12 protein-coding genes are annotated in these 12,856 nt (G+C 44.7%); all 12 read left to right on the top strand.

From position 1 onward, the window contains the following. The first annotated feature begins 123 nt into the window (after positions 1-123). Genes LZF95_RS17090 through LZF95_RS17035 form a run of 12 tightly spaced genes read left to right on the top strand, consistent with a single transcriptional unit; the run spans position 124 to position 12,856 of the window. Entirely contained in the window at positions 124-732 is a 609-nt protein-coding gene (locus LZF95_RS17090; protein ID WP_233756240.1) for a DUF4255 domain-containing protein, read from the top strand. Then, a complete protein-coding gene (locus LZF95_RS17085) occupies positions 729-1,856 on the top strand; it encodes a hypothetical protein (protein ID WP_233756239.1) in 1,128 nt (375 codons plus the stop codon). Before LZF95_RS17090 ends, LZF95_RS17085 begins: the two co-directional genes overlap by 4 nt. Positions 1,857-1,870: 14 nt before the next feature. Continuing rightward, complete coding sequence (locus LZF95_RS17080; RefSeq protein ID WP_233756238.1) at positions 1,871-3,601, top strand: phage tail sheath C-terminal domain-containing protein; 1,731 nt, start codon at positions 1,871-1,873, stop codon at positions 3,599-3,601. 26 nt (positions 3,602-3,627) lie between these two features. After that, positions 3,628-5,115, top strand: coding sequence for a phage tail sheath C-terminal domain-containing protein (locus LZF95_RS17075; RefSeq protein WP_233756237.1), 1,488 nt, complete (start codon positions 3,628-3,630; stop codon positions 5,113-5,115). A gap of 38 nt (positions 5,116-5,153) precedes the next feature. Next, positions 5,154-5,588 carry a phage tail protein gene (locus tag LZF95_RS17070; RefSeq protein ID WP_091696638.1) on the top strand — a complete coding sequence of 145 codons (435 nt, stop codon included), beginning with the start codon at positions 5,154-5,156 and terminating at the stop codon, positions 5,586-5,588. A gap of 4 nt (positions 5,589-5,592) precedes the next feature. Then, positions 5,593-6,063: a phage tail protein gene (locus tag LZF95_RS17065; RefSeq protein ID WP_233756236.1), complete on the top strand. Its 471-nt coding sequence runs from the start codon at positions 5,593-5,595 to the stop codon at positions 6,061-6,063. A 4-nt stretch (positions 6,064-6,067) separates the two neighbouring features. Continuing rightward, complete coding sequence (locus LZF95_RS17060) at positions 6,068-6,223, top strand: DUF5908 family protein (protein WP_233756235.1); 156 nt, start codon at positions 6,068-6,070, stop codon at positions 6,221-6,223. 12 nt (positions 6,224-6,235) lie between these two features. Beyond that, complete coding sequence (locus LZF95_RS17055; RefSeq protein ID WP_233756234.1) at positions 6,236-7,027, top strand: LysM peptidoglycan-binding domain-containing protein; 792 nt, start codon at positions 6,236-6,238, stop codon at positions 7,025-7,027. A 1-nt stretch (position 7,028) separates the two neighbouring features. Then, positions 7,029-8,783: a type VI secretion system tip protein VgrG gene (gene vgrG / locus LZF95_RS17050; protein WP_233756233.1), complete on the top strand. Its 1,755-nt coding sequence runs from the start codon at positions 7,029-7,031 to the stop codon at positions 8,781-8,783. Positions 8,784-8,785: 2 nt separating this feature from the next. Next, positions 8,786-9,064: a PAAR domain-containing protein gene (locus LZF95_RS17045; RefSeq protein ID WP_233756232.1), complete on the top strand. Its 279-nt coding sequence runs from the start codon at positions 8,786-8,788 to the stop codon at positions 9,062-9,064. A 1-nt stretch (position 9,065) separates the two neighbouring features. Then, entirely contained in the window at positions 9,066-9,479 is a 414-nt protein-coding gene (locus tag LZF95_RS17040; protein WP_233756231.1) for a GPW/gp25 family protein, read from the top strand. Next, complete coding sequence (locus LZF95_RS17035; protein WP_233756230.1) at positions 9,476-12,856, top strand: baseplate J/gp47 family protein; 3,381 nt, start codon at positions 9,476-9,478, stop codon at positions 12,854-12,856. The genes LZF95_RS17040 and LZF95_RS17035 overlap by 4 nt, the downstream gene beginning before the upstream one ends.

The raw sequence follows: 12,856 nt of genomic DNA, 5'->3' as shown, positions 1-12,856 counted from the left end.
ATATTTTTTTAATTCTTAATTATCGCATAAAAACATGGTAATGTTTCCTGTCTTTTTATTGGTTAGATGAATACCTTCATCCAGGTTTTCAATTGAATATTTTTAACCATTTTTTATTCAGATATGATTCATTCCACACTGGAATTTTTAACCGCAGAGCTCAATGCCTTTATCAAACTAAAGGTAGGCGACCCTATTGGGGACAGGGTAGTTCTGTCCTCTGTCACAAATGAGACAGGAATCATTATTCCAGACAAAAGCCTAGGGCTATCCCTGATCAACATTGAAGAGGAACGTACTATTAAGGAGCAGCGCAGCACCTATATCAATGCCGTAGGAAAAACCGAAAAAAGAAATCCGGAGATTCAACTCAATCTCTATGTACTGATTACTGCCAATTTTCAGAATAAAAACATCAATGATTCCTCTGACGACTATGTAGAAGGTCTCAAGCAACTGGGTTATGCCATCTCTTTTTTCCAGTCCAAAAATGTATTTACCAAAGAAAACAGCCCGGGTTTATCAGGTTCTGATCCTGAACTTACCAAAATAGTAGTAGAACTCTATAGTTATTCCTTCGAGCAACTTTATAACTTCTGGACGGTGGTCGGTGCAAAATATCTGCCCTCTGTACTGTACAAAGTAAAAACCCTCCGTATTCAGGAAGACCAACTTCTCGAAAGCGGTGATCCAATTGAAAAGATTCATCTTAATCCCCTTCACAAATCATGAGCATTATCTACACACGCCTCGGCGAAGTAGCGCTTCGCCATGATTTTTATCAAGATGGCATCGCCAAAGGGATACAGCTGCGCCCAAGTGAAGAGACCGCAAATCTCCTGAAAAATGGCAGGATATTATTTAAAACCATCCCTGGAGGTGCCGTATTGCTTTATCGGACTGAGGAAGATGAAAGCACTCCTCTCAGTCCACTGAAAGTCCCTTTGTCGTTCTTCTTTTATCTGGAATCAGAGAACCCGGGTTCCTTTTTCCAGATCACAGACTTAGATACGGAAAGCACGGCCTTTGGATCTGGGAAGGTTCCATATTTCTTTAACTCCCCTGCCCAAGCTTCTACTGATGGTTCAGCTCCCGAAGTTCTTTCCTATCAATTACTGGATGGAGCAAGGCTCAAGATATTTTCGCTGGATCTTCGCTTAAATCCTACCCCAACATCAGTCCGGATCAAAATCCGCAATGCGAAGAATGAATTTATTTCTCCGGGGAAATCCCAAACTGGAAAATGGCTACCGGATATGACCGAAGTCCTTCCTGATTCCCAAGGGAATTTCCGCTTCATTTTTGACCTGCAAGGACGGAAAGAGGGCATTTACACTTTTACGTTGAGAGATGAAGGGGATACGACTGATTTATGGACGAAGAATTACTTCTTGGCTGATGACTTTTCCGGGAAAAGCATTGGGCTAATGGAACTCCACTACGCAGCTGCTCCCGCTCATCTTTATGGGGCTAAGGAATACTATCAGCTTGAGTTTGCCAGCAAGGAAAGTCTTTGGACATATTATGTAGTGAATGGCAACCAAAAAATTGATTTGGTCACCAATAACCTGTCCATACAAGATGATGGAAATGAGGGGTCTGTTCCCTATGACACTTACAATTTCAGCCAGATTGGAGCTAGCCCTAATGCCGACATCAAGCTCAACGGCAAAGAAACGGTGGTTTTCCGCTCCCAATCGAAGATCCCCTATTTCGAAATCCCAAAGCTAAATCTAAAACTGGTCAAATCCCCTGGCAATCAGGTATTGATACCCAGTCTTCCAAACCCTTCCCGCTCAGCGCCTACGAAGGATTTTGGGGGTGAAACCAACACAGAAATATATGTATATATCTAGTAAATAAATCGAAAATGGCAGACTTTAAAACCCCTGGGGTTTATGTTCAGGAAATATCAACCCTTCCAGCATCTATTGCTCCGGTCGCCACGGCGATCCCGGCCTTTGTCGGCTATACTGCATCGAGATCAAAAAACGGAGAGACACTTCCCATCAATAAACCGGTGCGTGTTACTTCCTACCTTGAGTACAAGGAGATTTTTGGAGAATCCTACCCGGAAGATTATGGAGTCACTTTGACACTGGATGCAGATGGGAATACCCAGGTAGCCGTTAATGACCCGACTAATTTTTCGCCATACCGGATGACTTACCAGGTCTATATGTATTTCAACAACGGTGGCGGCCCTTGCTACATCGTGTCTGTGGGAGATATGGTTCCCGGTCCAAATCCTGCCCCGACTTCCATTGCGGCTACAGCCTTGGTAGCAGGAATCAATGCCTTGGAGGAAGAGGATGAGCCTACGCTTTTGGTCGTGCCAGAGGCTGTGATTTTAAGTACGATCGATAGAAAAACAGTCCATGAAACGCTCCTTGCCCAATGTGCAAGGCTGCAGGATCGATTTGCCCTGATGGATGCCCTTCATATTTCAGGACAATCTGTCGCAGAAGACGGTGCTACCTTCAGAGCAGAGGTAGGAACAAGTGATTTAAAGTATGGAGCATCATATTATCCTTCTTTGAAAACCTCACTTTATAAATACTATTCCGAAAGCAAGCTTACGATCACAGATAATCGGGGAGGCGCGGGACTTGGCCCATTTCACAACAAAAGTTTGAATGCCTTGGGAAACGGAGATGCGTTTGCCACTGCGACAATTAGAATAAATAATTACGACAATCTGGATGACGATGTCTTTAACATAGGTTCAGGCACCTACACGGAGGGCGATCAGTTCAATAAAGCTACCTCTGATATCACAACTGCAGATGCTTTGGAAGATGCCATAGATGGAAGTCCGGAATTTTCAGTTTCCAGGGCAGGTAATCTGATCACACTTACAGCCACCGCACCTGGTGAGGAGGGAAGATTACTTACTTTGACCTACACAGATACGAATGGCAATGGAGGGGCCGTAATTTCCGGTTCTGGCACTTTTTCTTGGCAAGCCCCAGACAAAACTCTTTACAACTCCATCATTGCCAAGCTTCAATCCAAAAAAATGGAACTTTATCCAAGTGCTTCCATGGCCGGTATCTGTGCCAGAGTGGATCGCCAAAGAGGCGTGTGGAAAGCCCCTGCCAACGTGGATGTTCGCGGGGTAAGCAGACCGATGATTCTAGTCAATGCAGAAGATCAAGGACTGCTCAATGTGGATCCAACTTCCGGAAAATCCATCAACGCCATCCGCTTCTTCCAAGGAAAGGGAAACTTGGTTTGGGGCGCAAGAACTCTAGCCGGAAATGACAATGAATGGAAGTATATCCCAGTGAGAAGACTATACATTTTTGTAGAGGAATCTGTTAAAAAAGCAACTGAATTTGTCGTATTCGAACCCAACGATGCCAATACTTGGCTAAGGGTGAAAACCATGATCGAAAACTTCCTGAGCAATCTCTGGAGAGATGGGGCACTGGCAGGGGCAAAAGCAGAAGAGGCCTTTTTTGTCAATGTGGGGCTGGGCAAGACCATGACTCCATTGGATATTCTGGAAGGCAGACTCATCGTAGAAATCGGAATGGCGGCTGTAAGGCCGGCAGAATTCATCATCCTGAAGTTTTCTCACAAGCTACAGGAATCCTAATCTTTTAATCATAAAATAAACAAGCTATGGCAAGTCAATCTACCCCCGGTGTTTACATACAAGAGATTTCCACTCTCCCCGCTTCTATAGCCTCCGTGGAAACAGCCATCCCTGCTTTTATCGGGCATACCGAAATCGCAATCAAAGATGGGGATAGCGTCAAAACCATTCCTACGAGGATCACCAGCATGCTGGAATTCGAAGCAATTTTTGGGAAAGCAAACCCAGAAGCTTTTACCATAACCATAGAAGATATCTATCCAGGTTCTCAAGGGGCCCCTGGAAAGTTGGATAACAGAAAAGTCAGCGCAGTTCCGCCAGCGACACCAAGTCCATACAAGCTTTACTACTCCCTTCAGATGTATTTTTCCAATGGAGGCGGGCCTTGCTATATCGTCTCAGTGAATGACTTTGACAATTTGCCTGCAAAAGGAGATCCTACGGACGAGGATTCCCTTTTGGGTGGTTTGGAAGCATTAAAAGGAGTAGATGAACCGACCTTGATCGTATTTCCTGATGTAATACCAGCAGTGCTTCCGGAAACCACAGGCACTGTCTATAAGGACATTTACGATGCCGCTTTGGCACAATGTGAATCATTGAAGGACAGATTTGTGATCATCGATGTCAAAGATGTCACCGCTGATCCTTTCGCAGATGCTCAGCATTTCAGGGATGATTGCATAGGAATATCAAATCTGAAATATGGGGCAGCCTATTATCCCAACTTGAGTACTGCGTTAAACTACGCCTACTCTCCAACCGATCAGACGATCACTCACACCAATATTTATCAAACAGGCCCAGTCCCCAGTGATGCAGGGCCACACGATACCTTGCCCTTGGAAGCTATTGATCCTGCTGACCCAAGTGTGCTCAAAAATGATCCCAGTTTATATAGGAGTATTATTGCCGAAATCAATAAAAACTACATCACGTTGCCTCCATCAGGTGCAGTAGCTGGGATTTACGCAAGAGTTGACAGACAGCGGGGAGTTTGGAAAGCCCCGGCCAATGTGGATGTGCGTACAGTCATAGGCCCGTCCAGAAAAGTATCCCACGATCAGCAGGCAGATCTCAATGTAGATGCAACCTCCGGTAAATCCATAAATGCCATCAGGACTTTTACAGGCAAAGGGACTTTGATATGGGGAGCTAGAACACTGGCCGGAAATGACAATGAATGGCGGTATGTTCCAGTGAGGAGGCTCTATATTTTTATAGAGGAATCGGTGAAAAAAGCCACCGAATTTGTGGTCTTCGAGCCAAACGATGCCAACACTTGGCTAAGAACCAAGACCATGATCGAAAACTTTCTTTCCAAACTATGGAGGGACGGTGCACTGGCCGGAGCAAAACCGGATGAAGCCTTTTTTGTGCGGGTTGGATTGGGACAGACCATGTCAGCCCAGGACATTTTGGAAGGTAGGATGAACATAGAAATCGGATTGGCGGCAGTACGGCCTGCCGAATTTATCATCCTGAAATTCTCCCATAAACTTCAGGAATCCTAAACTAAAAAATCAAGAACAGAAATTAAAATCATACAATTATGGCAGTAGCATATCCAGTTTCCGTCTTTCATTTTCAGGTAGAATGGGGCGGTTCGCGCATCGGTTTCACAGAAGTATCTGGCCTGACTGTGGAGCTTCAGAGCATAGATTATCGGGAAGGCAGTTCCCTAGAATATCATGTGAGCAAAATGCCAGGTATTCCTCAATACTCAAATATCACATTGAAAAGGGGCATTTTCCGGGCCGACAATGAATTTTTCCAATGGCTCAATACCGTCAAAATGAACAACATCGAGAGACGGGATTTAACGATCAGCTTGCTCAATGAAGAACACGAGCCCGTGATGGTTTGGAAAGTCAAAGAAGCCTGGCCATGCAAAGTGGAGGGCCCATCTCTGAATTCCACCGGAAATGAAGTGGCCATCGAAAGCATTGAGCTCTGCCACGAAGGCCTGGCAATAGAAACTCCATAATCAAATGGCTTTACTCTATCCACCTACAGGCTTTCATTTTCTGGTACGTTTTGAGGGATTGCTGCTCAAATATCCCGCAATGCCAGATTTTGGATTTCAGGAAGTCTCGGGCTTGAGTGTGGAAATCGGCGTGGAAGAATATGCCGAAGGAGGAGAGAACCGCTTCAAACATCGTATGCCAAATCCGGTCTCCTACCCCAATCTGGCCTTGAAACGAGGAATGGCTATCAGTTCCCAGATTGCCAAATGGTTTAAAGACAGCGTGGAAGGATTTGAATTTGAAGCTCAGGACATTACGGTTATTCTTTTAAGCCCTGAGAAACTTCCTTTACAAGCCTGGAATTTTGTCAATGCCTGGCCGGTAAAATGGTCCATCGAAGGCTTCAATGCCATGGAAAACACGATGATGATCGAAAACATAGAATTCGCTTATCAATACTATAGAAGGATCAGTCCAGACGATATTTCTCTATAAGACCATGCCCATAGAAATCAAAGAGCTCATCATTCGAACCACTGTGGACGCGGCTGAATCCAGCCCCACAGGAAAGGGAAACAAACAACCTGATACCGGAGCGGTCATGGATGGAATCCGTGAACTCAGCAGACTTATCAAAGAAAAAAACGAAAGGTAATCCAAACCCAACATGTCACTGAACGATATTTTTTCCCAAAAAGGAGGTCTAGAAAAGCTTAAAATCACAGCTTTCAAGGATGAGGAGTACAATGAAGCCACCGCTACCTATGTGGTGATGTACAATCCTACCACCTTTTCCCAGGAATTTAAATCCAAGTGGATTCCCGAGGAAGGGCCTGCGGACGGGAAACAATACCAGTTCAGAACCTTGGAATCCGATTCAGTTTCTTTTGAATTTCTCTTTGACGCGAGTGCAGCTTCGCCTCCAAGTGCGGATAAACCCGGCGATACAAACTTTGACTATTTGGGAGACAATAAGCCTAATCTGGAAAGCATCAGTGAAAATAAGGTCAGTGCCATCGACATCATCAGCAAGGACAAACATGTGGACGGGGCAATCCGGAAATTTCTGGATATCACACAAAACATCCAGTCCGATACGCATAAGCCAAATTATCTGCAAATCAATTGGGGAGCTTACCAATTTCGAGGTGTTTTGGCTACTGCAACTATCAATTACAAGCTTTTCAATGCTTCAGGTTTACCGATCAGGGCGACTGTTTCAGCCAATTTTGACCAGTCTCTTTCCCGTCAGGAGCAGGCTGCGACCACGGCCAGAAATTCACCGGATTTAACCCACGAAAGAACGGTGAAATCCGGGGACACGCTGCTTCTCATGTGCAAAAGAATCTATGGAACCCAGGAATATTACCTGGAAGTAGCCAAAGCCAACAACCTTAAAAATTTCAGAAAACTAATCCCAGGCCAGAAACTCATTTTTCCACCCTTAGCAAAATCATAGCATGCCTTTAGCACCCACATCAACTGAAACACAGCAAGACTTAGCTACCTTTAAGATTTTCTCAGATGGTGAGCAGGTTCCACCTTCTGTCGGGGTGGCCATGATCGCCGTGCGCAAAGCTGTGAACAAAATCCCAACGGCCAAATTGGTTCTTTTTGATGGTGATATCGCCACTGGCCAGTTTCAATTGAGTGAAGGAGAGCTGTTTAAACCAGGTGTAACTCTTAAAATTGATGCAGGTTATCACAATTTGGAAGAGACAATTTTTGAAGGGATCATTATCAAACATGGGCTGGAAATCAATCCTGAAAAAGCATCCAGACTCATCCTCGAACTCCGGGATCCTGTCATCAAAATGACCGTGGGAAGGAAAAACAAGTACTTTTTTGAGAGTTCTGACAGCGATGTGATGGAAGAGCTGATTGGAAAGTATCCCGATCTCTCCGCTGATGTAGAAAGTACCAGTTTGAAACATGCCGAGATCGTGCAGTATCATGCAACGGACTGGGACTTCATGATGAGCAGGGCAGATGCAAATGGAAAAATCATTACCACAGAAGCAGGAACGGTGTCCATCCAAAAGCCCCAAACCAGCGCAGATCCTGTACTTGAGCTCCAATACGGAGATAATGTGGTGGAATTCGAGGCCGACATGGATGCTAGGCAGCAATACACAGCCACCAAAGGTCTGAGCTGGGATTTTATAAAGCAGGAAATCTCCGAAAAAGAAGGTGCTGACCCGGGAAATATCTCACCTGGGGATATCAGTGGAGATGACCTCGCAGCAGTGATCGGATTGGAATCCTTCCAAATGCAGCATGGTGGCCTATTAGCAGATGAAGAATTACAGGCCTGGACGGATGCCGGATTATTGAGAAGCCGATTGGCAAAAATACAGGGAAGAGTTACACTCCTAGGTAACAACACCGTGAAGCCAGGCGATATGGTTGAGCTCAGAGGTTTTGGTAGCCGCTTTAATGGAAAAGCATTTGTCTCATCTGTTTACCATGAGTTTTCTCCAAACCAAAAATGGTTTACCCATCTCGGTCTGGGCTTGGATCCCAAGTGGTTTGCCAGGGAATATGATGATATCCTCGATGTGGCCGCATCTGGCCTTTTGCCTGCAATAAAGGGGCTTCACATTGGAATCGTCACAGCATTAGAGGGCGATCCTGACGGTGAAAACAGGATTCAGGTGAAACTTCCCATGATCAGTTTAGAGGAAGAAGGTATCTGGGCAAGATATGCTTCACCAGATGCGGGAAATGAGCGGGGAATTTACTTCAGGCCTGAACTGGAGGACGAGGTAATAGTGGCTTTTATCAATGAAGACCCTCGTGATCCGGTGGTTTTGGGAATGCTTCATAGCAGCAGTAAACCTGTCCCATTTGAAGCCACAGATGACAACCATGAAAAGGGTATTGTAACCCGGGAAAAACTCAAAGTGGTTTTTAATGATGAAAAGAAAACCATTGACATCGAGACTCCAAATGGCAATAAGCTTCAATTCACAGATGAGGACGGAGCCATTCTTCTGGAAGATGAAAATGGGAACAAAATAAGTATGGACTCGGATGGAATCACTTTAGAAAGCGCCAAGGACATTATCCTAAAAGCCAGTGGTGATATCAAAATGGAAGGCACAGGGATAGAATTAAAAGCCAGTGCACAATTGAAAGCAGAAGGATCTGCCGGAGCGGAAGTTTCCTCTGGAGGTCAGACGGTCATTTCAGGTTCACTAGTACAAATCAATTGATTATGCCGGCAGCAGCAAGATTTGGAGACTTAAGTACACACGGCGGATCGATTATCGGCCCAGGAGTCCCTACTGTCCTGATAGGAGGAATGCCAGCAGCCGTGGTAGGAGATAATCATTCCTGTGTCCTGCCTCCCAATGCACACCAGCCCACAGTCAGCCCTTTCATTGCTGGAAGCTCCACTGTATTGATCGGGGGAATACCGGCCTTAAGAGTAGGCGATTCATGTGTTTGTGGTGCGTCACCAGCTGTAGGAGAACCAACTGTAATCATAGGATGACATGGAAGAAGAAAAATCATTTTTGGGCAGAGGGTGGGCTTTTCCGGTAAGTTTTAGTCTGGAAAGCCAACAAGTACGACTTGCGGAAAACGAGGAAGATATCCAGCAAAGCTTGGTCATTTTACTCAATACGACTTTGGGCGAGCGTGTCATGCGACCAGACTATGGTGCAAACATGGAAGATTTACTCTTTGAATCACTAAATGTGACCACTGCCAATATGATCGCCAACCGGATCAAACAGGCTATTCTATATCATGAGCCAAGAGTGAAAACTGAGGACATCGATTTGAGGCCTAATTACAATGAAGGGCGAATTGAGGTTGTAGTCAGCTACCTTATTATCGCCACCAACAACCGGAGAAACCTAGTTTATCCATACCTCTTTATCGAAGCAACTGATCTGAAATTATGAGTAAAGACTGCAACGATCTCACCCTCCCAGGAAACGGCAGCAGCCGGGCACAGCGACTTTTGAAAAGCCTGCTACCGGAATACGTGCGCGTGGACGAAAGGAAGATGGAGGATTTGCAGGATTTTGCAGTCAAAATAGCAAGTGAGTTAAAATTCATCAACTCTTCCAATGCTTGGACTGGGGAAGACTGGAGTGGTTTCTTTGATCAGAAAATCGATGAAAACCAGTTGACAAATCCTCACTTTGCCTTGTTTCTGGCATTTTTGAAACTTTTCAGCTTTGCCCAGGAAGACATCAATACGCTTACTCAAAGACATCTTGATTTTTACTATAGAGATGTGCTTAGGCTGAAAGAAAAGCCAGCATTGGAAGATCAGGTCTATCTGATTCTGAAGCTGGCAAAGCATATCCAATCACATATATTACCTGCCAATACTGCTTTTAAAGCAGGGAAAGATGATTTAGGGAAAGAAATACTTTTCAACACAGAAAACCAGAACGTTCTTAATAAAGCCGAAGTGACCTCTCTTTTGGCACTTTATAAGGATCAAAACGGCAGATTTTACAGATCAACTATTGCTAATTCAACAGATGGAAGCGGCGGAGAGCTGCTGAGTGAAGAAAAACAATGGAGAAGTTTCGGTCGCCCTACACAATTATTTCCGCACCAAGATCGGGAATTAGCCACCATTGGGTTTGCGGTGGCATCTCCCATTCTTTTGATGGGTGAAGGCAGCAGAAAAGTAGCATTAAAACTTACAATAGAGCCTGCTGAAGGTTTGCTCGACAAGCTTAAACTACTCTTTCTGGACGATACTTTTGAAATCTGGTTTAGTGGCAAGGAGCAATGGATTCCGGCTACCATAGGCTGGGAAAATGAGGAAGATGACGTGGAAGGTAAAATCCTGGACTTCTTAAACAAAGCCTCAACATGGGATGATATAGCAGGAATAGAACCAATGGTAGGGCCGGTTCTGGATGATCCAGAGAAAGGAGATCACCGACCATTCAAAGGCTATGATATAGGAGAAATTACCGCAAAAAACATACTGAGCAGAAGAAATTCCCTGACTGGAGGGAAATTCACTTCTGTAGCCCAAGTCAAGGCAGTCCGGGGCATAGGCGAAGACAAATATCACGATTTGGAATATACGTTTAGACAGACAAAACACCTGCTTAAAAATGGTTCTGACGGGATAGAATTGACACTAAATTGCCAGCTTTTACCTGAGGATCCCGCCGTGACCAACTATTCAGAAGAAGTCTTGATGCAAAAATTCTGGACGACCTCACCAGTGATGAAGGTAAATCTGGCCAATACCACCCAAAGTTATGGATATGAGATTTTGAAGGATTGTCTAATAAAAAAAGCCTCGTTTACGATAGAAATAGAAGGGGTAGAAAATCTTGTTCTCCAAAATGACCAAAGCATTTTACCCATTGGGAAAAACATCAAACCATTTGGATTCAGACCTGTAAAAGGATCCAACTTTTACATTGGCAGCAAGGAAGTCTTTGGCAAAAGTCCCAAATCTGTCGATCTAAATCTTCAGTGGCATGGTCTTCCAGAAGACCCAAAGGGCTTTTCTGACCATTATAGTGCCTATGGGGAATCACCGGAAAGAAAAAACCAAAGCTTTAGTGCAACTGTGGATTTTTTGGAGAAAAAAGAATGGAAGTCTATCAGTCCTAGCAAAACATTGTTTACAGGGAATAATGATGCTTTACTAAACCCAAGCAAGACAATTTCTCTGGCAACTTCCCTGTGGACAGGGGTAAAAGCCAGTCCAAAACTTGAAGAACTCAGCGAATGGTCGCCTGCCCGCAACCGGGGATTTATACGCCTGAAACTTAATTCCCCGGATTTCGGACACAAGGATCATCCCTTGATTTTCGCCAAAGAGGCATTGGTTCCGGATGGGGGAGGAAATCTTCCCAAAGAACCCTACACTCCAGAGCTTCAGTCTATCAGTCTGGATTACAGTTCAGAAGAAACCTTGGACATTCCCGGAAACGAACTGGAAGGGTTTTTCCACATTGGAGCATTTGGTGAAGCGAAAATCGAAGGTAAAAACATCATTCCACTTTTGGCAGAATACGAGAATGAGGGAGAGTTGATGATAGGCTTGAGCGATCATCAAAAAGCCCAGAACATCCAGCTTCTGATTCAGGTTCTTGACGGCACGGCAAATCCTGAAAAACCCGTCCCAAATGTCAAATGGAGCTATTTGACAGGTAATCAATGGAAGGAATTCGATCAATATTCATTACTGACAGATGAGACAGATGGCTTGATCCAAAGTGGGCTTTTGGCATTTGCCATGCCTAGAGCCGCCGATACTTCCCATACCATTCTTCTGGATTCCCTGACTTGGATCAAAGCCTCGGTAAGTTCCGACTCAGATGCCATTCCTGATTTTATTGCGGTTTTGGCACAGGCAGTGAAAGCCGACTACGGGTCAAATGAAAACGATCCTCTCCGCATTGCTAAATCTATTCCAGCGGAAACTATTTCCAAACTGAAAATCGGCAATAGCGCCATCAATAAAATCCAACAGCCTTTTTCCTCTTTTGGAGGGAAAACAGAGGAATCCTCAGAAGATTTTTATCAAAGGATCAGCGAAAGGCTTCGTCACAAGCAACGGGCGATCACCCTGTGGGATTACGAGCATTTGGTTTTGGAGCAGTTCCCGGAAGTTTACCAAGTCAAGTGTCTAAACCATACTTCCTACGATGGCGACCTGACCAAATACAAAGCTTTGGCACCAAGAAATGTGACGCTGCTGATCATTTCCAATGTGCAGAACAAAAACGCGGTGGATCCATTGAGACCGAAAGCAAGTGTGGCACAGATTGAAGCAATCCGGAATTTCATCACGGCCATTTACCCCCCGGCTGTTAACCTACATGTGGTCAATCCTGTTTTCGAAGAAATTCAGGTGAAAACCAAAGTGAAATTTCATTCCTGGGCCGATAAGAATTTTTTCGCCAGAAAGTTGGAAGACGACCTCAAGGCATTTCTTTCCCCATGGGCATTTGAAGCTGATTTCAACTGGACTTTCAGCGAATCGCTGCATAGTTCTGTAGTCCTTCATTTTGTGGAAAAACTCGATTATGTGGATTACCTGACCTGCTTTGAATTGTATCATTTGGTGATTAACCCGGTTTCTGGAGAACTCCTTTCCCGCACTCGGGTAGAAGCAGCAAAAGGCAGCCGTGGCGTTTCAGTACTGGGTTCTGTGGGGACATTGGGAAGCTATGGAGATCATTTGATTGAAGTTTTGGAAACCGAAGATTGTTTGTGTGAAGACAATGAAATCAAACCCGCTCCGAGCATCGCCTCAGTGGTGGAAGAGGATTTGGATGAAGAATTTTGA

Origin of the sequence: Algoriphagus sp. AGSA1 (assembly GCF_021390545.1) — a bacterium.
In the GTDB taxonomy this organism is placed as follows: Bacteria; Bacteroidota; Bacteroidia; order Cytophagales; family Cyclobacteriaceae; genus Algoriphagus.
This window is presented reverse-complemented; position numbering and strand designations above follow the sequence as displayed.